Raw genomic sequence first — 23,109 nt, forward strand, 5'->3', positions numbered from 1 at the left:
CAGACTCCTTTTAACCCACGTTTACGACATCTAGGATCTCATTGACCACCGCCTCAGCCGTTACACCTTCGGCAAGCGATTGATATGACAGTGTTAATCGATGCCCCAGTACCGACGGGGCAATCGCTCTAACATCGTCTGGCAGCACGTAATCTCGACCTTCAAGCCATGCTTTAGCACGTGCGCTGCGATCTAGAGTGATTGATGCTCTCGGGCTTGCCCCGACCTCAATCCATTGCGCTAATGGTGAGGCTTGGTATTGCTGCGGGTGGCGAGTTGCCATCACCAAGCCCAAAATATAGTTTTCAACCAATTCAGATACATTGACTTGCGAGACTTCTACTCTTGCCTTTAGCAGCTTTTCTGGAGTAATGCTGTTTGCCATCGCTTCTGGATCGATATCCGCTTTGTCGCCATTGGCAGCGACAACGGTGAGTTCTTCACTACGCACTAAACGGATAATGTCTCGCTCGGCTTGATGATCGGGATAATCCACATTCACTTTTAAAGCAAAGCGGTCCATCTGCGCTTCAGGCAAAGGGTACGTGCCCTCTTGTTCAACTGGGTTTTGAGTGGCAAGGACCATAAACAGCTCTGGCAGCGTGTGTGTTTCACCTGCAACAGTGATAGTGCCTTCAGCCATTGCTTCTAACAGTGCTGCTTGTACTTTTGCCGGCGCTCGGTTGACTTCATCCGCCAGTACGATGGAGTTGAATATTGGTCCGGCTTGAAAACGTAGCGTCGGCTTACCTGCGATCTCTTGATACACCTCTGTACCCGTCACATCAGAAGGCAAAAGGTCAGGCGTGAATTGGATCCGGCCGAAACTTGTATGAAGTGCTTGCGCCAATGCTTTTACTGAGCGAGTTTTTGCCGTTCCCGGCAGGCCTTCGAGCAATACATGTCCTTTGGTCAACAACCCAATCACTAAGGCTTCAACCACGTGACCTTGGCCTATCACCTGCTTTTCAGTGTATTCAATCAACTGTTTGATGGTCTGCTGTGCTTGGTTCATGTGATGCCCTTGATGAAGAATGTTCACTCATCTTAGCGCCCTGCCCCATAACTATTGGTTATAACCGCTATAAAGCGACAGCTCGCTGCCATGCACATTACATTAGCTCCATCGATGCGTGGCACTGGTCAGGCATCAATTTAAACATTCACTAGTTGGAGCGAATTATGGCTATGCAAATGAGTAAAGTTGCGGTTGGTGTGGGTGCGTTGATCACCTCAACCACTGCAATGGCGGCCGACAAACCAAACATTCTGGCAATCTTTGGTGACGATGTGGGCTACTGGAACATCAGTGCCTATAACCAAGGAATGATGGGTTACGAAACCCCTAACATTGACCGCATTGCAAACGAAGGTGCCCTGTTTACCGACCATTACGGTCAGCAGTCTTGTACTGCGGGTCGTGCTTCATTCATCACTGGCCAAGAACCTTTCCGTACCGGCCTTCTTACTATCGGTATGCCAGGCTCTACTCACGGTATCCCTGACTGGGCACCAACCACGGCAGATCTACTTAAAGAGCAAGGTTATGTGACGGCGCAATTTGGTAAAAACCACCTAGGTGACCAAGACCAGCACTTACCAACCGAGCACGGCTTCGATGAATTCTTCGGTAACCTGTACCACCTCAACGCTGAAGAAGAGCCTGAAACTTATTACTACCCGAAAGACCCAGAGTTTCGTAAAAACTATGGCCCTCGAGGTGTGATCAAATCTTATGCTGACGGCAAACTTGAAGACACAGGCCCTATGACGCGTAAGCGCATGGAAACAGCCGATGAAGAGTTCCTTGAAGCGTCACTGGCCTTTATGGAAAAAGCCGTGAAGGAAGACAAACCTTTCTTCGTATGGCACAACACCACTCGTATGCACGTATGGACTCGCTTGCAAGAGAAATATATCGGTAAATCTGGTGTGAGCATCTATGCCGATGGCATGCTAGAGCATGATGACCATGTTGGTATCTTGCTGGATAAACTGGAAGAGCTTGGTGTTGAAGATAACACTATTGTTATCTACTCGACTGATAACGGCGCAGAAACAGTGACTTGGCCTGATGGCGGTGCAACACCGTTCCATGGTGAAAAAGGTACTACTTGGGAAGGCGGTATGCGTGTTCCTCAGCTCGTACGCTGGCCTGGTGTGATTGAACCTGGCACTAAGATCAACGAGATGATGGCGCACCAAGATTGGCTACCAACTCTACTCTCAGCGGCTGGCGTGCCAGATGTGAAAGAGAAACTGGCCCAAGGCTACCAAGCTAACGGTAAAGATTGGCGCGTACATATCGATGGCCATAACTTTATGCCGTACTTTGAAGGTAAAGAAGAGCAAGGCCCTCGTGAATCACTACTGTACTTCAGTGCTAATGGTGAGCTAAATGCTGTACGTTGGGGTGACTGGAAGCTTAACTTTGCGGTAATGGAGGGTAACATCTCTGATGCTGTTCGCTTCTCGCCAAACTGGCCTCAGATCATCCACCTTCGTGCCGACCCATTTGAAAGAGCACCGCACGAGTCAGGTATGTACCTTCGTTGGATGGCCGACAACATGTGGTTATTTGTACCAATGCAAGAGGTACTGGGCGAGTTCTTCAATACACTGCCTGACTACCCGATGCAACAAGGTCAGCTAATGAACCCAGCAGCTATTAGCTACCAAAGCCTCGGTCTACAAGGAAAAATGCAACAACTTGATGCCCTACAAAAACAAGTAGCGACCATGAAGTAAACCTTAGCTTCATCACCTTTCTAAGCCCCGAGCCCTTGCTCGGGGCTTTTTTGTTTTCTTCAACATATCTCCATCATTCCTACTTAATTTACTGTCCAAATGGAAAGTATATTGAAGTTAGTATCACTTATTTATATTATACGCACGGACAATAAAACGTTAGATTCAGCCAGCGTCTAACCCATTAACGATCAAAGGAAGTGTAGGAGTCACATGGATTACCGTTTCGTACTATTGAGCACAGTGCTCGGTGCATTCCCAGTGCTTGCAGATGAAGAGCCGCAACCGCCTACTGAAAACATCGATCTGATCAAACACCGGTTAGAACTGGAAAAACAGTCGGAAGACAACCCGTTCACCTTATCAACCCACAAAATGAATTACCTGCTGCCTGTCACCTATATGTCAAATGTAAATACTGCCGTGTATGACGACATCGACGACAAAGGGCTCACAGACAGTTTTCTTAACACCGAAGCCAAGTTTCAGCTCAGCTTGAAGATGCCTTTAGTAAAAGATCTATTTACCGAAGACCGGATCTACTTTGGGATGACCCTCAAATCACACTGGCAAGTATACGCCGCTGATGCATCTAGACCATTTCGAACCACAGACTACAACCCCGAAATCTTTTACGTCATGCCAGTCACAACCTTTGAAGACAAAAGTGGTTTGATTGCCTTTGGCCTTGAACATGAATCCAATGGAGAGGTGCAATATCTGTCACGTAGTTGGAATCGTGTTTACGTGCAATACGTTAAAGACACGGGCCATAACTATGCGGTTTCATTCAAGTTATGGCACCGCTTACAAGAAGATGCGAAAGAGTATGAGTATGCGCCTGTTGGAGATGATAATCCTGACATCATCGACTATTACGGACACGGCGAACTCAACGCAATCCTGCGCCGAGAAGAAGCCAACTACAACCTAGTGGGCCGCTACAATGTCAGTACTGGTAAAGGCTACTTGGAACTTGGTGTTACCGTCCCCTTACTAGACAACGTCAAGCTCTACACCCAATACATAAACGGCTACGGTGAAAGCCTGATTGATTACAACGTCAAGCAAGAAAGGATCGGCATCGGTTTTGTTTTTTCTGACTTGCTATAACCGACAGTCTGCAAAAAATATCATGAAATATCCTCATGTTGATGTTGAATGAATAACGCTTTTTTCCCAACCCTGAAGCACGGTATAAACACCTTAGCTCATAACAAAAATGACAAATAGGCCTTGAGTAAAAACTAGGCATACAGCATTCAGTTTAGGAATTGGGATTAATAATTATGACTACAGACTTCACTTTTCGTATTAATAGCATCAAGCTCGATGAAAACTATAAGCCATCAGATAGCACTCGTATCACCACCAATTTTGCAAATCTAGCTCGTGGTGACAGCCGCCAAGAGAATCTGCGCAACGCACTAACAATGATAGATAACAGTTTCAATTCATTGGCTTATTGGGACAACCCAGCGGGTGATCGCTACTCAGTCGAGCTAGAGATTGTTTCGGTTGATATGGATGTAGAGCAAGGTGGTCAAACATTCCCATCCATCGAAGTATTGAAGACCAATATCATTGACCATAAAACCAATGAGCGCTTTGAAGGCATTGTAGGAAATAACTTCTCATCGTATGTTCGCGATTACGATTTCAGCGTTCTATTGTTGGACCATAATAAAGGCAAGCAAGGTTTTAGTGTTCCTGATAATTTTGGTGAACTGCACGGAAAATTATTTAAGTACTTCCTTAACTCTCAAACTTATAAAAACCACTTCAAAAAAGCACCTGTTATTTGCTTGAGCGTTTCGGACAATAAAACCTACCAAAGAACTGAAAACCAGCACCCGGTATTGGGCTTTGAGTATCTGCCGAATGAGTCTTCGCTCACCGAACAGTACTTCCAAAAAATGGGTCTACAGGTACGCTACTTCATGCCGCCAAACAGTGTTGCACCTTTTGCATTCTACTTTGTTGGTGACTTGCTTAATGATTACACCAACCTCGAACTGATCAGTACCATCAGCACTATGGAGACTTTTCAGAAAATCTATCGACCAGAGATCTACAACGCCAATGCAGTCGCTGGCAACCGCTACCAACCGAACTTGAAAAATGCTGATCACTCTCTTACCCAAGTTGTCTACGACAGAGAAGAGCGCAGCCGACTAGCGATTGAACAAGGTAAGTTTGCCGAGGAGCATTTCATCAAGCCATATCAGGCCATTCTTGAACAATGGTCAGCAAGTTACGCATAAGTATCGATTAAGAGGTTCGACAGATATATGAAAACACTTTTACCAACATCCACCGCAGGTAGCTTGCCAAAACCCTCTTGGTTGGCAGAACCAGAAAAACTATGGTCTCCCTGGAAACTGCAAGACTCGGAACTCAAAGATGGCAAACAAGATGCGCTATGTATTGCACTTCACGAGCAGCAGCAGGCTGGCATCGATATTGTTAGTGATGGTGAACAGACTCGCCAGCACTTTGTCACTACCTTCATTGAACATCTAGACGGCGTTGATTTTGAAAAACGCCAAACCGTGACAATACGTAATCGTTATGAAGCGAGCGTTCCAAGTGTGGTTGGCCCAGTAAGCCGCCCGAAACCCGTCTTTGTTGAAGACGCGAAGTTTCTGCGCTCGCAAACTGATAAGCCAATCAAGTGGGCTCTTCCCGGCCCAATGACCATGATTGATACACTGTTTGACGCTCACTACAAGAGTCGCAAAGAGCTGGCTTGGGAGTTTGCCAAAATCCTCAATCAAGAAGCTAAAGAGCTTGAAGCCGCTGGCGTCGATATTATTCAGTTTGATGAACCGGCATTTAACGTCTTTTTTGATGACGTGAATGATTGGGGTATCGCTGCGCTTGAACGTGCTATTGAAGGACTAAAATGTGAAACAGCAGTCCACATTTGTTATGGCTATGGCATTAAAGCCAATACTGACTGGAAAAAGACACTTGGCACGGAGTGGCGTCAATACGAAGAAGTGTTCCCAAAATTGCAGCAATCCAACATTGATATCATTTCACTGGAATGCCATAACTCACGAGTGCCAATCGAGTTACTAGAACTGATCCGAGGCAAGAAAGTGATGGTCGGTGCGATTGATGTCGCCACCAACGAAATTGAAACACCACAACAAGTAGCGGACACACTGCGCCAAGCGCTTAAGTACGTTGACCCTGATAAGCTTTATCCGTGTACAAACTGCGGTATGGCACCTCTGTCTAGGGAGGTTTCATCAGCGAAGCTTAATGCTCTGAGCGAAGGGGCAGAAATCGTAAGAAAAGAACTAGCTCTGGTGTAGGTACACAGATTAAGGCGTGTAGATGATTAAATTTCAATGCGCCTTAATCGCAACAGAATCAAAATAACGCCCTTCCCCATCAAAGCTCTCTGGTATCACTGAACGCCAAAAAGATAGCCCGAGCCGATTAAATACGTAGGCATGTCCTAAGTCTGGGTCTTGAGCATCAAAGGTATCTTGCTGCAACGCCACCTCAATGACCTCTACCGCTAGCCTTCGGTGTACATCAACCCCATCGAACAAAACTTCATACTGCTCACTGGCTGTCGCTTCAATAAATTCGACTTTGCTGCTTGCATCAAAATGCACAAATAGCCCACCGAGAAACCCATAGTGATGACCAACAACCACATCCGGCTCACCGAGCACTTCGAACACCTGCTGCTTAGTCATGCCGAATTGAATTGGACCAATGGCACGATGACAGATGAGTTTGAAAGTCTTCATGATCTTAAAGTCAGATAAGTGCCTAGCATCTGTACATGCCACAAATCTTGTGACCATCGAGATCTAAAAAGTAGCAGAGGTGTTTTTTGCCTGTTGAGTTATCTCGTAAGCCGGGAGGATCTTCAATGCTAGTGGCACCATTTGCTACCGCAACATCATGAAACTCTTTCACTTGCTCGGGGGAGTTACAACTAAAACCAATCGTTGACCCATTGGCTGTTGTCACTGTTTGTTGGTTGATCGGCTCGGTAATACCGAAAATAGAACCGTTATGGATATAGAAAATCCGCTTTTGCCCAGTGTCGTTACTGTTTTCAACCGGCGTTTCTACTCCCAGTACACCAAGTACCTCATTGTAAAACTGTCGTGACTTTTCAATGTCATCGGACCCAATCATGATATGACTAAACATATAAACCTCCTTGTTTAACGTCAGTAAGCCACACTCTTCAACTCAAATGAACACTGCTTAACAACGAAATGGTCAGTTTTCTCAAGCATGAATCCCAACATAACCTGCTAATTTTTACTCACCTTTGTCTAAGACTCGTTGAATAAACACAGATTTTTTGGCTCGATATTCATCATGAGACAAATCCATGCTGGATGATTTCAGAATATTGTATTCATCGACTAATACAGGGTTTGCCCGTAAACAGTCTCGAAACTTAAGGAAAAACTCATAGCGAGAACCTTGGGCGACGACCTGGAGTGCGACATCATCACCTCGCTGCGACTCAAGCATGCAAAGTTCATCGGTTCTCAAAGTGCCACTTTTCTCCTCAAAACCAATCTTTTTAAGTGTTTCCACTGAGGCCTCTAACAAACCCGCTTCCACGCCAATATAAATGTCGAGGTCGCCTTTAGAGATCAAATTAGGAACGGAAGATGCACCGATATGTTCGATGGTAGCGTGAGGCAATAACTTTTCTATACGAGGCTTATACTCAGCAAATAGCTGATCGCATTTGGCTTGGTAATCGCATGGGTCATAGAATTTCATAAGTGTCCTAATGTATTGGGGTCTAATTGCTAGACCTGACTTACCACCAACCCATGATTACTTGCTCCCAGCAATGAGGGTTCATCACAACACTGCAAATGGTAATCGAGCCAAGTTTGGTATTGTGATGGGCTAAAGTTGTTCACACCAGTTGCGATATATCGATTAAAACTGTCTGTCGCTGAATGGGATATAATAGACAGGCCTTGCTTAGCAAGTAATGTTTCGATCTCTGTTGGACTAGAAAAATAGCCGACGTTAAAGAAGTCAGGTGCTGTTGGGTCAGACACTGTGCCAGATTGATGTAGCTCGTTAAGCACTGCTGGTGTCATCAAGTGTGGGAACTTATGCGCAAATAAGCCTGCGACAAAAAACCTAGAAATATACGCTACTGCTAGAATGCCTCCAGATTTCAAAATCCGCTTAGCTTCTGTTATTGCTTGAACCCTTTCTTGGCTCGTTTTCAAATGATACAAAGGGCCCAAGATAACACACACATCCTGCGAGCCACTTTCAATGAACGATAAGTCACAGGCGTTACCTTGATATATCAACAAACACCTTTGCTGCTCAAGCGCTTTGCTCCGCAGCATCTCTACTTGTTCCGGAGCAAGTTCTACCGCTGTCACCTCACAACCTAGCTCATCGAAAGCCAACGAGTATCGACCCGTCGCCGCCCCGACCTCGCACACTTTAGTCCCAACCGTAAGGTAAGTCGCTAGTTTGTGCATGGTGGTATCGTATTCAAGTTGGGCGATATATTGCCTTGTAAGTCGGGAGTCTTCATCAGCCCCTGTGTATTGTGCAATTACGTCTTCCATGTGTACCTCACTTCCCACCAATGTTTAGAATGCACACCTGTGGTCTATTGATCTCAAAAACAGCCTAAATAACAATGATTAACATAACAAAGACAAATCCGAATTTATACACGCAATTGCATACTAGAAGTCCGAGCTAAGATAGGCACAAAAAAAGGGCTAGTTTTCACTAGCCCTTACACTAAAATCGCTGCTACCTAAGCGCACTCGACAACTTAAGATTCGCCGTCACCAAGTTTTGCGTGACTGGGTGTTTCGCTTCATCAACAATGCACCCACTAGAGAGCTCTTCGACCACTTCACCCTCATGCATTACATAGATTCGGTCACATAGCATTTCGGCAAGTGCTAGGTCGTGAGTGATGAATAGGCAAGCAAAATTAAGCTTCGCTTTGAGCTCATGGAACAAAGCGACAATCTGCTTTTGGATGGTAGCATCTAGTGCCGAAGTAGCTTCGTCACATATCAGTAGTTTAGGTGACAAGCCAGTGGCCCGGGCAAAAGCGATTCGCTGAAGCTGACCGCCAGATAACTGATTGGGATATCTATCAAGCAACTCTATTGGAAGATGAACTCTTTCTAAAAGCTCTTGCGCCAACGCATCACCTTGCGATTTATTGATCAGTTTGAAGTTGATGAAAGGCTCAAGAAGATACTTCTTCACCTTCATTCTGGCTGGAAAAGTCGCTAACGGGTCTTGAAACACCATCTGAACTTGCTGGTAATAATCATTCAGCTTCCAGCTATCGATTGGTTTCCCATCAAAAGTAATTTCACCGCTGTCAGCAGATTTGATTCGACACAGCAGTCTCGCCAACGTCGATTTACCAGAGCCACTCGCACCAACAATGCCAACGCATTCTTTATCGCCGACATGAACACTGACATTGTTTAAAGCTTTGAAGTTCTCACCATTACGTAAGAAAGTCTGACAAACGTTTTTTGTTTCAACAACTTGAGCCATATTAAACCGCCTTACTCGATGGTTTAAGTCGCGGCACAGCGTCCAACAACTCACAGGTGTAGCAGTCTGATTGCCTTGAGTGGATCTGGTCGAGCGTTCCGAAATCTACGACTTGACCGCTTTTCATCACCAAGACTTTGTCCGCAATAGCAGCGCATGCAGCTAAGTTATGGCTCACCATAATCACCGCCGTATCATGCTGCTCTTTACGCTGACGAAGCTCATTAAGTACCAATTCTTGAGTAGATACATCGAGTGCAGACGTCGGCTCATCCGCCAAAATCAACTCTGGCTGCATCGCCAAAGAGATCGCTATAGCAACCCTCTGTTTCATGCCGCCACTTAACTGCCAAGGGCGAGACTTAAGGATCGCTTCTGGATCTGGTAGACCGAGCTTAGCAATCTCCTCAATCGCAAGTTTTTTCGCTTCTTGTTTAGAGATAGCTTTGTGATTGCGTATCGCCTCCACAAACTGACGTTCAATGCTCACCATAGGGCTTAGCGTTGCACCGGGGTTTTGAAACACCATTGCTATACGCCCGCCTCTCAATGAGCGCCACTGACGAGGCGACTGCTGAAACAGATCTTGGCCATCAAATCGGACACTCCCAGTATCAATCTTTGCCCCTTTGCCGAGCAAGTTGATAATAGTACGAATCAAGGTCGATTTACCACTGCCACTTTCTCCCACAACAGCGAGGATCTCTCCTCGCTGCAAGGAAAACTCAATCTGCTTCAACACTTGAGAGCTGCGGTCATAAGATACCGACAAATCAGTGACTTCAAGAATGGGTTTTGTCATCGTTATCTACGGAATTATTCAGCTAATTTTATGCGGTCATCGACGTAGTAGATCTCTGAGATAAACTTGTAGATGCCTTCAATACGCTTGTTATGTACTAGGTTACCTTGTTGATAGAACAAGAAAATGCCAGCGGCGTCTTCCATCAACAGTTTAGAGCCCTGTTTACCTAGCTCATTACGTTGTTCTTTGTCCGTCACTCGCTCAAGTTTTGCCAGCAGTGCATCCAATTCAGGGTTACTGTAGCCACCAACGTTACCACGAGCACCGGTCTTAAAACTTGATTCTAGGAAGTACTGAGGATCGAGCGTTGGGGCAGATGTCCAACGCTCATAAATGAAGTCAAATTGACCCTGTTTTGCCACTTCAACATGGTTTTCCATTTGCAGAACTTCAACGTCAATACCGACTTTCTTCAGTTCAGATTGCATAGCGATACCAATGTTTTTCGCAACAGCGCCGTGGTGAGTCATGCTCACGTACTTCAGCGTAAGTTTCTTGCCTTCAAACTCACGGAAACCGTCGCCATTGGTATCTTTGATTCCAGCTTGATCAAGCAGAGATTTCGCTTTGTCTAGATCGTAAGCGTAAACATCATCACCACCTAGACCAAATGGAAGCAATTCGGTAAATGGACCACGCGCTGGAATACCACCAGCAATACGCTCTGCGTATACGTCTTTACGAATAGCGTGACGGATTGCCTGACGGAACTGAGGCACCTGCATCCAAGGATGGTCAAAGTTAGTACGCAGGAAGAAAATACGCAGGTTCGGACCAGTAAGTACGTTGAGCTTTGGATCGTTTTGTAGAATCTTAAGATCCATTGGGCTAATTTGTGTTGCCAGATCCAGTTCACCCGACTGAAGTGCCATAGAACGAGCCGCTGCATCTTGAATGTACTTAACATTGATGGTTTCAATGCTTGGCTCGCCATTCCAGTATTCCGCATGTTTTTTCAGTACAAGCCCAGTTTCTGCGTTAAAGCTCTCGACTTTGAAAGCACCTGTTGCGATAGGTTGGAAACGGAAGTTGTCGTTACCTTGTGCTGCATTCGCATCAATGATGGTATATAGCGGATCGGCAAGCTCATTCAGTAGCGTTGCGTATGGGTACTTCAGCGTAACCACTAGGCGCATACCATCTGCTTGAATAGATTCAATTGGAAGTTCAAGGTCTTTTCTGTCTGTGATGTTTGCAACACGCTCAAGTGACGCTTTTACTGCTGCTGCATCTACTTTTTCACCGTTGTGAAATACCACGCCTTCACGAATCGTAAACTCAGTGGTCAGCTCATCAAGTTGTTTCCAGCTCGATGCGATCATTGGTTTGAACTTAAGGTTCTCGTCAATTTGAACTAGGTTTTCACCCACGCCACAGCGGCTTAGTGTCCAGCCATTCCATCCAGAGGTTGGTTCAACATCACCATCTAGCCAAAATAGCGCCATATTGACGGTTTTGTCCGAATCACTTGCATTGGCAGTGAATGCACAAGTAATAGCACTCACTGCGAGCAGCAAAGTACGAAGAAATGTTTTCATCTTAAAGTCCATATTTAACGACGCCCTATTGGCGCTCAGGGTTTAAAAACTTACGGGTAGCATCGCCCAATACATTGAAGATCATGACGACGATAAAAATGGCAATGCCCGGATAAATAACCAGCCAAGGTGCGCTTTGAAGATACGCTCGCCCTTCACTGAGCATGTTGCCCCACTCCGGTGTTGGCGGCTGAATACCCAGCCCCAAGAAAGAGAGCCCCGCCATTGCGAGCATCATGTTGCCGATATCAAGGCTAAGTTGAGTTAACAAGGCTGGCATTACGGCTGGAAGTAAGTAAGCATGAAACAGCTTGAAATTGCTCGCCCCTGCCATACGTGCAGCAATAATGGCTTCACTCTGCATTTCGGTTTTGATCAGCACTCGGCTCAAACGAGCAAACTTGGTCCACCAGATGATGCCAAGCGCCAACATCATATTGATAAGTCCCGGCCCCAATAGACCCACGACTGCGATAGCAAACACCATATCTGGGAAGGCTAAGAAGGTATCTGAGAGACGCATCAAAAACGTATCTGTTGAGCCACCACGCATTCCCGCTAAACTGCCAATCGCAACCCCGAGCACAAAAATGATGGCGAGCATGCCAAATGTGATACCCAGCGAGATTGCAGCACCGTGGAGTAAACGCGACAAAATGCAGCGCCCGACTTGGTCAGTCCCGAGCAGATACTCTTCATTGGGTGGTGACAATAGGTAGAGAAAATCCGCCTCAAGGGGATCATGAGGTGCCAATAGTGGCCCAATAAGCGCCAAAACTACGGTAAACAGTGCGACAAACAGCGCAAGGTAGAACTGATATTTTTTATTCAATAGAGTGTTCATTACTACTGGCCTTGTTTGCTCAAGCGTGGGTCAAGCAGTGCCGCCACTAAATCTGCTAACAGGCTGACACTCATATAAATAATCACCATGATGACCACATAAGCTTGAAGCACGGGATAGTCTCGAAAAGTAATCGCTTCCAATGCCATGCGGCCTAATCCCGGCCAAGAAAAAATGGACTCGACCACAACCGTACCGCCTAGCAATAGCGCACAAGACAAACCAAACAAGGTGGTTAAGCCTCCAAGTACCGAAGGCAGTACGTGGTGTAAAATAATGGTGCTCTCTTTAGTGCCTCGTGCACGAGCACCAACAACGTACTCTTTACTCATCTCTTCTTGGATCATGGATTGAATCTGGCGGGTATAGCGGCCAATCAAAGGAAGAGCCAACGTGAGTGCAGGCAGTACAATACTAGATGCTGCGTAAGGGTCAGTAATCTTGAACCAATTGAGATTGACGACAAACCCAATAATCAGCATCAGCCCCAGCCAAAAGTCAGGAATAGAGATAGCGATAAAAGCTAGTAGACGCAGCACTAGCTCACCCGCAGACTCCCTCAACAATGAGCCAACAACACCAAACAACATCGCAAACAAGACCACCAGAACAATGGCGCAAGCGGCGAGTTTGAACGTCATGCCCATTCGATGTGTCACCATATCCGCGACAGGCTCACCAGTTTTAAGCGAATGACCAGCATCCAAGGTCAAAATGCCTTTTACCCAATCAAGATATTGAACAATAAAAGGCTTATCCAGCCCCATGGCAACCTGCATCTCACGCAACGCTTCTTCACTAGGTGATACGCCTCGTGCTTCAAAGTAGATCTGCGCTGGGTCACCAGGGCTAAGCCAGGTGAGGAAATAAGTTAGTAAGGTAGCGGCAAATACAACCATTACAAATTCAGCCAATTTGTTAGTTATAGCGCTCATAAATCACCTAATACTGCGGTTCAACCCTACTGGCTGGATTGAACATGGAATCATTCTCATTCGAAGTTGGCGTATGTTATAACATTACTCAATAATGTCCATGTTTAATTTAAGACTATTTACCGTATACCCATCCTCATACAACCTCCAATCTGAGCTTAAAGCTGCTAACTGTAGCTAAAAGTTCGTTCACCGTATTATTTACTCACACCAACGAACACAGAGAGTAAACGACATGAAAAAATCCATTCTAGCTATCGCATTGGCAGCAACAGCAACGACTGCAGTTATCGGCACAGCGCAAGCGTGTACTACGGCGGTCTACCATAATGGCGAAGCGTCTCTAACTTCTCGTTCAATGGACTGGTACGGGCACGATGAAGCCAAGGTTATTGGTACAGGCAAAGGGACACACAATATTTATGCTGCGACCAACAACCCACAAACGGCGGTAGCGAAACATGCGACGTTGAAGATCCAATCATTTGCAAATTCTCAGCACGCACTCGGCAATGGTCTGGTTGCAGAAGCGATGAATGATGCTGGTCTAGAAGCTCGCATTCTTTACTTAGGCCGAGACTACACAGCATTTCCAGAAGGCAGTGCAGATACACCCGATGTCTCAGCTCTAGAAGTACCTAACTGGGCGGCAGACAACTTCGCAACCGTTGCTGAAGTGCTAGAAGCAATCGAAAGCAATAAAGTCGACATCATCGATGCTGAAGTTTGTAACCTACCCAACAGTGATGGTCACTGCACTCAAGCTCCGGTTCACTATCAGTTTGCTGACAAAAGCGGCGATGTAGCGGTAGTTGAGTTTGTGCAAGGTGAGCTAAAAGTTTACCGAGGAAGTGATGCTGAAGCGCTGACCAATAATCCGGAGTTCTCTGTGCACCTTGAATTCACTGCCAATGGTAAAAAATCAGATGGTACCATTCACCCAATCGACCGCCGTTTACGCGCCAAAGAAATCATGGCAGACATGTACGCTCGTGATGTCACAGATGCAGTCTCAGCAAAAAATGCAATGAAAGCCGTAGCAAATAGCACCTTTGCTGGCTACGAGCAACTGGATCACTCACTAGAAAATCCAAACGTATTTCCAACGTTGTGGACAGTGCATACCGACCGTAACGCAGGTGAGTGGATTCTTGACCGCTACGACACTTGGACAGCAGAGACGTACAACTTCACTATGTTTGATGTAAACAAAGCAGTCTCTACCACGCTAGGCATCCACCCGCTGGATAAGTAAGTTATAGATAGAAGAATTGGTAATAAAAAAGGAGAGGCAGTCGCCTCTCCTTCTTGTACCACTTTCCGATCAATTAAACGTGATCTAAACGAATGTGACTGTTTTTAAGATCATCACGCTTGATGCCAGTTCCGTCATTCATCTCGTTGAAGTGACGAAGCAGGCCAGCGATAGCATGAATTGAGCCAAGCAGATCACCCGTATGTGCAGACTCAGAAGAGGTGTGCATGTTGCGGATTGGGTAACCGATACTGATCGCTGCACTATCAACACCAGCAAGTGCGGCTGCCATGCCATCAGTACCCATGTCACGACCAGAGAAATCTAGCTGATAAGGAATCTCTTGCTCACGACATACTTGCTCAAATGCGCTCACTAGGTATTCAGAGGTTACTGAACCACGTCCGATAGTGAAACCTTCACCCATTTTAAGCACGTTCATACGACGGTTACCAATACCCGGCGCCGCTTCGTAATCATGGTTTACATCTGTTGCGATCAGTACATCTGGCTTAAGTTCGCCCACCAGCTGTGTTGAACCGTGACGACCAATCTCTTCATGTGTTGCAACCGTGTACATAACACGTACATTGTCTAGACCTTGCTCTGCGATCAAGCGAGCCACTTCAACCACAGAGAAACAGCCAAGACCGTTATCTAGGTAAGCACCGTAGAAAGTATCTTCGGATACACCACGCTTAATCGGGCGATCTAAGATGATTGGGTCACCAACACGAATGCCTAAGTCTTCTACTTGCTTCTTACGATCTTTACCGTGAGTGTGCAGTTCTAGGTAGATTTGCTCAGGCTTAATGCCCTGCTCGCCTGTGCGCTGCGCTGGGGTTGAGAAGTGAATCGCACCTAGGGCTTCAACTGTACAGCCATCGATCACTTTGTACTTACTGTTGTCTTGTGGGTTTTGGCAGAACACCTTAACTTCATGGCCAATCAAGGTTGTTGGCAGGAATGAATCTGTGTTGATCCAAACTTTGCCATCATCATCAATCTTACGCACTTGCATGCGGATTTTATCTGCGTGACCAACAATCATCACACTCACAAGATCATCACGACCCGGATGAGAATCGAATACTAAACCTGCGTTGGCTTTGAACTGATGTACTGCCCAACCTTGAGGCATGATGGATTCCATTTCAGGCTTGATCACGCCATAAGTCATCGCTGCTTCAAAACCTACTGGAGAAGGTGATGCAAGTACCTTCTTCATAAATTCGAACTGCTCTGATGGCATTGCGGTTTGCCAAGCGTGTTTCTTTTCCGTGTTGTTGTCTAAGCTCATGATTTAGCCTTTTCCTCTCAGGGTGTAATACTTTCTCACCCGCCAAACACGCTGTTTCTCAGCCGAAACAGTGTAGGGGCAAAAATAATGCAAAGACGTTAAAGATTGTTGACGAGAAGTTCAACCCCTTAAGGTGGGATTTTGTAATGCAAATATGCTGGGAGATGAAATATTAGATTTCGTTCTAGGATTTATAAAGCTTAAGTTTCTTTACTCGTCAGTAGATACAATGGATATCTCTGGCCAGTCACTGACAAAACCAATGTTGATGTCTCCGCAACAGATGCCAATCCGCCATCGGTTATTGGTTTCTGGGTTTGAATCCAAGCGAATCAAATTCCATGGAAGATTAAAATCAAGCGGCCACTCTCCACTGTCGGGGAGTGTCTCGATATATTTCATATCGACATTTCGAAAATCTGCGGCGGCTTCATCACTAAGATTGTTCCATGGAGCAACCACTATTTTTAGCTCACCATTGGCCATGGAGAACTGTTTAATGGCATGAGTTCCTAAGCCACGCAGTAGTGCTTGTTGCACTTCCTTTCCCATCGAAACATCCTCCAATTTCATCGAGTTAGCCCAAATCGCATCTTACAAATTTAGTGCATTTATTCTAAGTTACCATACAATACAAACTAATTTAAAAATCAGCTCACACAGGTAAGTTTTAACCTAATTCTGACGAAACTAATCGTTTAAACCACATCCATATAGACCGAGAAAAGTTATAATATCGAACTAAACTTATCATGGAGAGATATTACTCAAACCACTAAATTCGCGAAAAAGGCAAACACAACTTCAATGAGCATTCGACAGCATCAAAAATGGGTAAACCCAATACTGACTCTTGCCTCAACGCTAATTTTGACCCTTGTCACCCTATATAGTGTACATCAGTCACAAACACGCTATACCGATACCTTATTCATCAACTTAGTCGAACAGCAAACCCAAAGTTTGCAGAAGGCCATCGACAGCGATCTCATCTCAATTGGTGCAGGCGCAACCTTCTTCCATGCGACCTCGCCTTCAAACTGGCCTCGTTTCCATATCTTTGCTGATGACATCATGAAATCTTCAGATACCTTGGTCGCCCTGCAATGGATGCAGAAAGTCGAGCCGAATCAAATCGAAAAGCACAGCCTAAAAACGCGTCAGTTATTTCCCGACTTTAAAATCTATACGGTGCCAAAAAACAGCGGCAAGGTGCTCGGTTATCATGCGCCAAATAATGAACCGATATTTGTGGCAACGGACATATACCCAAGAACCAAGGAAAACCTCAAAGTCATCGGTTTGTACTCTTACCGTGAACGCACAACAAAGCTAATAAAAGGCATGAAAGACACAGGCCAGGTGCAGGTGTCCAATAAAGTGCGTCTGATCCAAGATGGTATTGGAGAGGGCATCAAGCGTGAGGGTATGCTGGTGTTTCACCCAGTGTTTGATGCAAAGGAAGGCTCCGATTTAATAGGTTACGTCATAGGTGTTATCCGAACGACGCCCTATTTTGAGCGCCTTATATCTCGTACCGTACTTGAACAAGAATTACTGCTGCGTGTATCTGACCGAGGCTTTGAAGCAGAAGCCGCTCCCTTACTATATCAAAGCCCAGATTGGGAGAGTGAGTCAGGCCAAACGATCAGTCGCCACGTAATGCTGCCTAATAGAAACTGGGAAATCGAGTTTAAGCTCTCCCATCACGTTCAAAAAAGTGCTCAATATTCATTAATTGCCATCGGGTTGGGCGGCCTAATTATCTCCTTGCTGCTTAGCTATATTGTGCTTATCCAAGTGCGTTCTCAAGAGCACCTAGCACACCAACTGGCCAGTCGAACCCAAGAACTACAGTACATGGTTGACCATGATTCCATGACCGGCATCTACAACCGTAGATTCTTTAATAAAGAGCTCACTCAGCGAATAAAAAACAACGAGCAGTTTGCGCTTGCCACCTTTGATATTGACCACTTTAAGTCCATCAATGATAACTTTGGTCACTTAATTGGCGACGAATTGCTGATTCATGTCACCCAAATCGTTGCAGAACAATTAAGTGACAAAGACATTTTTGCACGTATCGGTGGTGATGAATTTTGCGTCATTTCCAACCAAACCAACGGCGCTATTTTTGAAGCGAGACTAGATCTGATCCGCAATGCCGTGAGAGAAACACCACTACAAATTGGCGACCAAGAAGTGTTATGTACTTTGAGTATTGGTGGCGCTATACGAAGTGATGAAAACTCAGAGTCTCTGCTGCATATTGCCGATATGGCGCTGTATCGCAGCAAAGAAAGCGGGCGAGATAGTGTCTCTCTTGACTACTAACCTTGTAAGTTGGCTCGGCTAGCCGTACCAGAAACCCAAAACTCATTTTCACGGCTTTGAATGCGTTCGGCAAGGAAGTCAACAAAGCAACGAATACGCGCTGTCGTTCGTAGATCTCTGTGAAGCAGCAACCAAATGCTTCGATAAGGTAGTGGCTTTTGGAAAGGAGCACGGACTAGATTTGGGTGTCGATCACCAAGGTTGCACGCTAAATAAGCCATACCTAAACCAGAGGCTGCGAGAGAAATGAGAGGCACCAACTCCGAAACACGGTGTTTGAGTGTTGCCTTTGGATAAAAGCTCTCTGTGAGCCACTTGGAAGACTCCTGCCCCTCTGGTTCATGCCAACCGATGAAATGCAGCCCTTCACCACTATTGTCCTTCACTTTCTCTGCGTATTCTCGAGAGCAATAGGCCGCTTGCGACATCTGGACTAAGCGCCGACCTACCGCATCGTCATATACTTCATCGGCAACACGAATGGAAACATCTGCTTCACGCTTATGTAGGTTTGCTATGTCATTCCCAAATTGTAGATTAAGAGTAATTTCAGGGTACTGCTGTGAAAATGCGGCGAAATCATCCATCAATGACGTTAATGCCATACCATGAGGTAGAGATACATACACTGTACCAACGGGGTCTGAATCACGGCCAATAATCATCCGTGAAGCCGCAATCATTTCATCTTCAACTCGTTCTGCAAATGGTAGTAACTCCTCTCCTATCTGAGTCAATACTAGGCCTTGTTTTGAGCGATCAAATAGCCGACTACCGACTTGCACTTCCATCACTGAAATTCTTCGAGTCAATGTGGTGTGATTGACGCCGATACTCTCTGCACCACCACGTAACGTGCCTGTGCGTACGACAGCGAGAAAGAACTTCAAATCATCCCAGTTAAATCCGTAGCTTTCGTTTTCCATACCCTACATCCGTGTGGTTCATATTTGGAACATTATGTTCAGTTTTACCTATATACAGTTCAAATTTCAACCATGATAACTTAATTCTCGTCAGCACAAACCTTCAATGGAGACGAAGATGAACACTATTCAAACCGTATTAGTCACAGGTGCCAATGCAGGCATCGGGTTCGAGTTTGCTCGCCAACTCGCAGAGCAAGACCACATTAAAAAGATAGTTTTAGGCTGTAGAAGTGAAGAAAAAGCCCAAGCGGCTCGATTCCGACTCACCACCATGACAGGTCGAGATATTTTCGAGATTCTCATTATGGATGTTGCCGATACCAACTCCGTCAAGCAGGCGGTAACCGAGCTCACTGCGCCAATCGATGCTGTTGTACTTAATGCGGGCGGTATGGGAGGACAGCAACCAAACCAGCTTACTAAAGATGGCGTGACCATGATTTTTGCCTCCAATGTCCTAGGGCATGTCGTGCTGGTCAATGAGCTGATTAAGCATCAGTTGGTCACCTCAACGATTCTTTACGCTGGATCTGAAACGGCACGTGGCATTCCTAAAATGGGAATTGCCAAGCCAGAGTTATCTAACTCTTCGGTTGACGAGTTTGCGTCGATTGCCAATGGCAGCAAATTTGGCGCAAAAGCAGACCCTATGGACATCTACGGCACAATTAAACTGACGGGTGCGCTTTGGATGGCGTCAATGTCTAGACAACACCCTCACCTACGTTTCATTACCATGAGTCCTGGCGGTACTACAGGCACTAACGGTATGGACGACTTACCATTTGCCAAAAAGGTGTTCTTCAAATACATCGGCAGTGTGTTGATGCCAATGTTTGGCATGATGCACAGCGTAGAAAAAGGGGCCAAACGATATGTCGATGGGTTGTTTAACCCTCGATTTGAATCTGGTCGATTTTATGCCAGTAAAGCTGGCTCTCCGACGGGAGAAGTGATTGACCAAATTACATTAGACCCATCACTCGGCCACACCACGGCGCAAGATAACGCCAGAACAGCCATTGCGAAATTTGCGTAACTACAACGTTTGAGGATAAGAATATGGATACTACACTACAAATTTTAGTCGGTCTGGCAACAGTGATGCTAAGTGGTTTGGGGCTAATGTCGATGTTTGCACCACAAAAGATGGTCGCGAACTTCGCCCTTGAGCCTGTGGGTTCTGCTGGGTTAAACACCATACGCTCCATCATTGGTGGGTTATTTCTCGCCAGTGTTACCGTGTTAGCCATGGGGTTAAGCTCAGGCAATACCGAAGGCTACATGTTTGTCGCCATTGTGATGATTGCTGTTGCGGTTGGCCGAGTTGTCGGTCTGGTACTCGATGGGTTTAACAAAGCAGTGATCCCACCATTAGTACTAGAGCTCGTGATCGCATCGGTTTTAATATTCACCCATTTCAAGAATGGTGGCTTCTATTAATCAAAAACTTGGAGGGGCGGCTTAAACACAGCAGCCTCTCCAATCATCTACTCACTTCTCATTTTCTATGGTGAAAATTAGCGTAAAACACGTTCCTTGCTATTCTGGTCTGACCAGAGAAGGATTTCTCTGTTTAGTCATCAAAAGGATCTTTTCATGCGCAAAAACTTAAAAATCTACCAAAGAATGCGTCGTTTACCTTTCGGCAACCAACTGTTTAGTTTTGTGGTGTGTCGAATGGCTCCCTACTTCGGTTCAATCAAGCCACAAGTTACTGACCTTAAACCTGGCTACGCTCAAGTAACGATAAAAAAACGTCGCCGAGTCACCAATCACCTCAATACCGTCCATGCGATCGCCATGTGCAATATGGCTGAACTAGCGGGCGGTATGATGACGGATGTATCTGTACCGACCAAAAGCCGCTGGATACCCGTTGGCATGACGGTGGAATATCTTAAGAAGGCAAAATCCGATCTCACGGCACATGCCATAGGTGATGGGATTGACTGGAACAGTGCTGGCGACAAACTGGTGCCTGTTGAGGTGAAAGACGTTGAAGGCAATCTGGTTTTTCGTGCGCAAATCACCATGAATGTGAGAATGGCCTGATCCAGTTTAGCGTATCTTATATTCAGGAATCACCAACAACACACTAGCGTTTAAGAAGCAAAGGCAGCCCAACGACGGCTGCCTTTGTTACAAGGTAGTTTTAAACTTTAATCAGTTAGAAAAAGCCTAGCGGATTAACATCATAACTAATCAATAGGTTTTTGGTGTTCTGATAGTGGTCGAGCATCATCTTATGTGTCTCTCGGCCAATACCGGATTTCTTATAGCCACCAAAAGCCGCATGGGCTGGATAAGCGTGATAACAATTGATCCAAACTCGTCCAGCTTCGATATTTCTTCCCATTCTATAGGCGAGATTGGCATCACGAGTCCAGACCCCAGCACCAAGCCCATAATCGGTATCATTAGCAATCGCCAATGCTTCAGCCTCATCTTTAAACTTGGTGATCGCAATCACTGGGCCAAAGATCTCCTCCTGGAAGACACGCATTTTGTTGTTGCCTTCAAGCAAGGTTGGCTGAATGTAGTAGCCCTTGTCCAGCGATCCCTGCTGCTGCGCAATCTCGCCACCAAACACCACTCTCGCACCTTCTTGGCGACCAATCTCTAGGTAGCTAAGGATCTTATCGAACTGTTCTTGAGAGGCCTGCGCACCAACTTGAGTATCAGTATCGAGTGGATCGCCCTGCACTATCGTTTTCGCTCGCTCGGCGACCTTAGCGATAAAGCGGTCATAGATATCCTCATGTACTAGCACTCGTGATGGACAGGTACACACCTCACCCTGATTAAAGAAAGCCAACAAGGTGCCCTCTATACATTTATCCAGATATTCATCCTCATGTTCAAACACATCCGGGAAATAGATATTTGGCGACTTGCCACCTAGCTCAACCGTGGATGGGATTAGGCTCTCTGCGGCGCATTTCAGTATATGATGCCCAACCTCAGTTGAGCCTGTGAATGCCAGCTTGGCGATGCGGTCACTGGTTGCTAGCGCCTGTCCTGCCTCACTGCCGTAGCCATTAACCACGTTAATCACCCCTGCTGGGATCAGATCACCGATCTTCTCCATCAGCGCTAGTATTGAAGTCGGGGTTTGCTCCGCAGGCTTGAGTACCACACAGCATCCCGCCGCAAGCGCTGGCGCAAGCTTCCACGCAGCCATCAACATAGGGAAGTTCCATGGGATTATCTGTCCAACCACACCGATTGGCTCAGGGAAGTGATAACTAGCGGTGTTTGAATCAAGCTCCGCTGCGCTGCCCTCTTGGGCACGAATACAGCCTGCAAAATAGCGGAAGTGATCGACGATCAATGGTAAATCAGCGGCAAGCGTCTCACGTACAGGCTTGCCATTCTCCCAAGTTTCGGCGACCGCAAGCTCTTCGAGATTTTCCTCAATTCGGTCAGCTATCTTAAGCAGAATATTCGAGCGTTCAGTCACGCTAGTGGTCGCCCAGCTACTGCGGGCAGCATGAGCCGCGTCCAATGCCAAGGCGATATCCGCCTCACCTGAGCGAGCTACCTGACAGTAGACCTCTCCATTCACAGGGGAGATATTGTCAAAATACTCACCACTGACAGGTTTTACCCATTCACCACCGATGTAGTTGTCATAGTGACTCTTAAAACCGACAACGGCGCTGTCTGTACCTGGCTGTGCGTAGATCATAGGGAGTTCCTTTCGTTTGTTGTTTGAATCGCTATCAATAACGCAAGTCACAGGCCAACAAAAAAGCACTTGTTGTTAAAAAAATGTAAAACTATGATTAAGCAAAATTTCCTCTGAATTATAAAAAACAGGTGGGTGGTAAATGAGCTGTTCCACCCTGTTCAAGTGT

General features: G+C 46.0%; 23 protein-coding genes. 9 read left to right on the forward strand and 14 right to left on the reverse strand.

Translation table 11 applies throughout. The annotated features are described in order from the left end of the window. Window positions 1–10 precede the first annotated feature (10 nt). Entirely contained in the window at window positions 11–1,015 is a 1,005-nt protein-coding gene (locus J4N39_RS09130) for an AAA family ATPase (protein ID WP_252023683.1), read from the reverse strand. 167 nt (window positions 1,016–1,182) lie between these two features. On the opposite strand from J4N39_RS09130, the gene J4N39_RS09135 reads away from it, so the two are divergent. From J4N39_RS09135 to J4N39_RS09150, 4 genes are all read left to right on the forward strand, one after another. Beyond that, window positions 1,183–2,748, forward strand: coding sequence for an arylsulfatase (locus tag J4N39_RS09135; RefSeq protein ID WP_252018374.1), 1,566 nt, complete (start codon window positions 1,183–1,185; stop codon window positions 2,746–2,748). A gap of 213 nt (window positions 2,749–2,961) precedes the next feature. Continuing rightward, the gene (locus J4N39_RS09140; protein ID WP_252018377.1) at window positions 2,962–3,861 is read left to right on the forward strand and encodes a phospholipase A; all 900 of its coding nucleotides are present in this window, start codon (window positions 2,962–2,964) and stop codon (window positions 3,859–3,861) included. A 176-nt stretch (window positions 3,862–4,037) separates the two neighbouring features. Next, window positions 4,038–5,012: a DUF1852 domain-containing protein gene (locus J4N39_RS09145; protein ID WP_252018379.1), complete on the forward strand. Its 975-nt coding sequence runs from the start codon at window positions 4,038–4,040 to the stop codon at window positions 5,010–5,012. Window positions 5,013–5,039: 27 nt separating this feature from the next. After that, a complete protein-coding gene (locus J4N39_RS09150) occupies window positions 5,040–6,071 on the forward strand; it encodes a methionine synthase (protein WP_252018381.1) in 1,032 nt (343 codons plus the stop codon). Window positions 6,072–6,104: 33 nt separating this feature from the next. Here the strand turns inward: J4N39_RS09150 and J4N39_RS09155 are convergent, their stop codons facing one another. The 9 genes from J4N39_RS09155 to J4N39_RS09195 all read right to left on the reverse strand — a co-directional run bounded on the left by J4N39_RS09155 (window position 6,105) and on the right by J4N39_RS09195 (window position 13,428). Beyond that, complete coding sequence (locus tag J4N39_RS09155) at window positions 6,105–6,518, reverse strand: hypothetical protein (RefSeq protein ID WP_252018383.1); 414 nt, start codon at window positions 6,516–6,518, stop codon at window positions 6,105–6,107. Window positions 6,519–6,540: 22 nt separating this feature from the next. Next, window positions 6,541–6,930 carry a VOC family protein gene (locus J4N39_RS09160; protein WP_252018385.1) on the reverse strand — a complete coding sequence of 130 codons (390 nt, stop codon included), beginning with the start codon at window positions 6,928–6,930 and terminating at the stop codon, window positions 6,541–6,543. A 114-nt stretch (window positions 6,931–7,044) separates the two neighbouring features. Then, window positions 7,045–7,521 carry a GrpB family protein gene (locus J4N39_RS09165; RefSeq protein ID WP_252018387.1) on the reverse strand — a complete coding sequence of 159 codons (477 nt, stop codon included), beginning with the start codon at window positions 7,519–7,521 and terminating at the stop codon, window positions 7,045–7,047. A 29-nt stretch (window positions 7,522–7,550) separates the two neighbouring features. Beyond that, the gene (locus J4N39_RS09170) at window positions 7,551–8,342 is read right to left on the reverse strand and encodes a class I SAM-dependent methyltransferase (RefSeq protein ID WP_252018390.1); all 792 of its coding nucleotides are present in this window, start codon (window positions 8,340–8,342) and stop codon (window positions 7,551–7,553) included. Window positions 8,343–8,535: 193 nt separating this feature from the next. Next, window positions 8,536–9,306: an ABC transporter ATP-binding protein gene (locus J4N39_RS09175; protein WP_252018392.1), complete on the reverse strand. Its 771-nt coding sequence runs from the start codon at window positions 9,304–9,306 to the stop codon at window positions 8,536–8,538. 1 nt (window position 9,307) lies between these two features. Next, window positions 9,308–10,108, reverse strand: a complete 801-nt coding sequence (locus J4N39_RS09180; protein WP_252018394.1) for an ABC transporter ATP-binding protein — start codon at window positions 10,106–10,108, stop codon at window positions 9,308–9,310. Window positions 10,109–10,122: 14 nt separating this feature from the next. Further along, on the reverse strand, window positions 10,123–11,649 hold the full coding sequence (locus tag J4N39_RS09185) for an ABC transporter substrate-binding protein (RefSeq protein WP_252018396.1): 1,527 nt from the start codon (window positions 11,647–11,649) through the stop codon (window positions 10,123–10,125). Window positions 11,650–11,674: 25 nt separating this feature from the next. Then, the gene (locus J4N39_RS09190; RefSeq protein WP_252018398.1) at window positions 11,675–12,493 is read right to left on the reverse strand and encodes an ABC transporter permease; all 819 of its coding nucleotides are present in this window, start codon (window positions 12,491–12,493) and stop codon (window positions 11,675–11,677) included. A gap of 2 nt (window positions 12,494–12,495) precedes the next feature. Beyond that, window positions 12,496–13,428 (reverse strand): ABC transporter permease, encoded by a 933-nt coding sequence (locus J4N39_RS09195; protein WP_252018400.1) that lies wholly within the window; start codon window positions 13,426–13,428, stop codon window positions 12,496–12,498. Between the two features lie 235 nt (window positions 13,429–13,663). Here J4N39_RS09195 and J4N39_RS09200 point away from each other — a divergent pair, with 235 nt between their 5' ends. Next, window positions 13,664–14,683, forward strand: a complete 1,020-nt coding sequence (locus tag J4N39_RS09200; RefSeq protein WP_252018402.1) for a linear amide C-N hydrolase — start codon at window positions 13,664–13,666, stop codon at window positions 14,681–14,683. 73 nt (window positions 14,684–14,756) lie between these two features. On the opposite strand, the gene J4N39_RS09205 is transcribed toward J4N39_RS09200, so the two are convergent. Both J4N39_RS09205 and J4N39_RS09210 read right to left on the reverse strand, forming a co-directional pair. Beyond that, window positions 14,757–15,983, reverse strand: coding sequence for a M20/M25/M40 family metallo-hydrolase (locus tag J4N39_RS09205; RefSeq protein ID WP_252018404.1), 1,227 nt, complete (start codon window positions 15,981–15,983; stop codon window positions 14,757–14,759). Between the two features lie 210 nt (window positions 15,984–16,193). Beyond that, on the reverse strand, window positions 16,194–16,535 hold the full coding sequence (locus tag J4N39_RS09210; RefSeq protein WP_252018406.1) for a hypothetical protein: 342 nt from the start codon (window positions 16,533–16,535) through the stop codon (window positions 16,194–16,196). A 255-nt stretch (window positions 16,536–16,790) separates the two neighbouring features. Between J4N39_RS09210 and J4N39_RS09215 the strand changes: the two genes are divergently transcribed. Continuing rightward, on the forward strand, window positions 16,791–18,320 hold the full coding sequence (locus J4N39_RS09215; protein WP_252018408.1) for a sensor domain-containing diguanylate cyclase: 1,530 nt from the start codon (window positions 16,791–16,793) through the stop codon (window positions 18,318–18,320). Here J4N39_RS09215 and J4N39_RS09220 read toward each other — a convergent pair. Beyond that, window positions 18,317–19,246: a LysR family transcriptional regulator gene (locus J4N39_RS09220; protein WP_252018409.1), complete on the reverse strand. Its 930-nt coding sequence runs from the start codon at window positions 19,244–19,246 to the stop codon at window positions 18,317–18,319. The genes J4N39_RS09215 and J4N39_RS09220 overlap by 4 nt on opposite strands. A gap of 118 nt (window positions 19,247–19,364) precedes the next feature. On the opposite strand from J4N39_RS09220, the gene J4N39_RS09225 reads away from it, so the two are divergent. The 3 genes from J4N39_RS09225 to J4N39_RS09235 all read left to right on the forward strand — a co-directional run bounded on the left by J4N39_RS09225 (window position 19,365) and on the right by J4N39_RS09235 (window position 21,304). Continuing rightward, complete coding sequence (locus tag J4N39_RS09225) at window positions 19,365–20,288, forward strand: SDR family NAD(P)-dependent oxidoreductase (protein WP_252018410.1); 924 nt, start codon at window positions 19,365–19,367, stop codon at window positions 20,286–20,288. Between the two features lie 23 nt (window positions 20,289–20,311). Further along, complete coding sequence (locus tag J4N39_RS09230) at window positions 20,312–20,692, forward strand: DUF4345 family protein (RefSeq protein WP_252018411.1); 381 nt, start codon at window positions 20,312–20,314, stop codon at window positions 20,690–20,692. Between the two features lie 156 nt (window positions 20,693–20,848). Then, window positions 20,849–21,304: a hotdog fold domain-containing protein gene (locus tag J4N39_RS09235; protein WP_252018412.1), complete on the forward strand. Its 456-nt coding sequence runs from the start codon at window positions 20,849–20,851 to the stop codon at window positions 21,302–21,304. Between the two features lie 115 nt (window positions 21,305–21,419). On the opposite strand, the gene exaC is transcribed toward J4N39_RS09235, so the two are convergent. Beyond that, window positions 21,420–22,940 (reverse strand): acetaldehyde dehydrogenase ExaC, encoded by a 1,521-nt coding sequence (gene exaC, locus J4N39_RS09240; RefSeq protein WP_252018413.1) that lies wholly within the window; start codon window positions 22,938–22,940, stop codon window positions 21,420–21,422. Window positions 22,941–23,109: the final 169 nt, after the last annotated feature.

Origin of the sequence: Vibrio sp. SCSIO 43136 (genome assembly GCF_023716565.1) — a bacterium.
Classification (GTDB): domain Bacteria; phylum Pseudomonadota; class Gammaproteobacteria; order Enterobacterales; family Vibrionaceae; genus Vibrio.

Coding starts and splice junctions, on each gene's coding strand:
- J4N39_RS09130 (WP_252023683.1), bottom strand. CDS start 1,015: ATGAACCAAGCACAGCAGACCATCAAACAGTTGATTGAATACACTGAA.
- J4N39_RS09135 (WP_252018374.1), top strand. CDS start 1,183: ATGGCTATGCAAATGAGTAAAGTTGCGGTTGGTGTGGGTGCGTTGATC.
- J4N39_RS09140 (WP_252018377.1), top strand. CDS start 2,962: ATGGATTACCGTTTCGTACTATTGAGCACAGTGCTCGGTGCATTCCCA.
- J4N39_RS09145 (WP_252018379.1), top strand. CDS start 4,038: ATGACTACAGACTTCACTTTTCGTATTAATAGCATCAAGCTCGATGAA.
- J4N39_RS09150 (WP_252018381.1), top strand. CDS start 5,040: ATGAAAACACTTTTACCAACATCCACCGCAGGTAGCTTGCCAAAACCC.
- J4N39_RS09155 (WP_252018383.1), bottom strand. CDS start 6,518: ATGAAGACTTTCAAACTCATCTGTCATCGTGCCATTGGTCCAATTCAA.
- J4N39_RS09160 (WP_252018385.1), bottom strand. CDS start 6,930: ATGTTTAGTCATATCATGATTGGGTCCGATGACATTGAAAAGTCACGA.
- J4N39_RS09165 (WP_252018387.1), bottom strand. CDS start 7,521: ATGAAATTCTATGACCCATGCGATTACCAAGCCAAATGCGATCAGCTA.
- J4N39_RS09170 (WP_252018390.1), bottom strand. CDS start 8,342: ATGGAAGACGTAATTGCACAATACACAGGGGCTGATGAAGACTCCCGA.
- J4N39_RS09175 (WP_252018392.1), bottom strand. CDS start 9,306: ATGGCTCAAGTTGTTGAAACAAAAAACGTTTGTCAGACTTTCTTACGT.
- J4N39_RS09180 (WP_252018394.1), bottom strand. CDS start 10,108: ATGACAAAACCCATTCTTGAAGTCACTGATTTGTCGGTATCTTATGAC.
- J4N39_RS09185 (WP_252018396.1), bottom strand. CDS start 11,649: ATGAAAACATTTCTTCGTACTTTGCTGCTCGCAGTGAGTGCTATTACT.
- J4N39_RS09190 (WP_252018398.1), bottom strand. CDS start 12,493: ATGAACACTCTATTGAATAAAAAATATCAGTTCTACCTTGCGCTGTTT.
- J4N39_RS09195 (WP_252018400.1), bottom strand. CDS start 13,428: ATGAGCGCTATAACTAACAAATTGGCTGAATTTGTAATGGTTGTATTT.
- J4N39_RS09200 (WP_252018402.1), top strand. CDS start 13,664: ATGAAAAAATCCATTCTAGCTATCGCATTGGCAGCAACAGCAACGACT.
- J4N39_RS09205 (WP_252018404.1), bottom strand. CDS start 15,983: ATGAGCTTAGACAACAACACGGAAAAGAAACACGCTTGGCAAACCGCA.
- J4N39_RS09210 (WP_252018406.1), bottom strand. CDS start 16,535: ATGGGAAAGGAAGTGCAACAAGCACTACTGCGTGGCTTAGGAACTCAT.
- J4N39_RS09215 (WP_252018408.1), top strand. CDS start 16,791: ATGAGCATTCGACAGCATCAAAAATGGGTAAACCCAATACTGACTCTT.
- J4N39_RS09220 (WP_252018409.1), bottom strand. CDS start 19,246: ATGGAAAACGAAAGCTACGGATTTAACTGGGATGATTTGAAGTTCTTT.
- J4N39_RS09225 (WP_252018410.1), top strand. CDS start 19,365: ATGAACACTATTCAAACCGTATTAGTCACAGGTGCCAATGCAGGCATC.
- J4N39_RS09230 (WP_252018411.1), top strand. CDS start 20,312: ATGGATACTACACTACAAATTTTAGTCGGTCTGGCAACAGTGATGCTA.
- J4N39_RS09235 (WP_252018412.1), top strand. CDS start 20,849: ATGCGCAAAAACTTAAAAATCTACCAAAGAATGCGTCGTTTACCTTTC.
- exaC (WP_252018413.1), bottom strand. CDS start 22,940: ATGATCTACGCACAGCCAGGTACAGACAGCGCCGTTGTCGGTTTTAAG.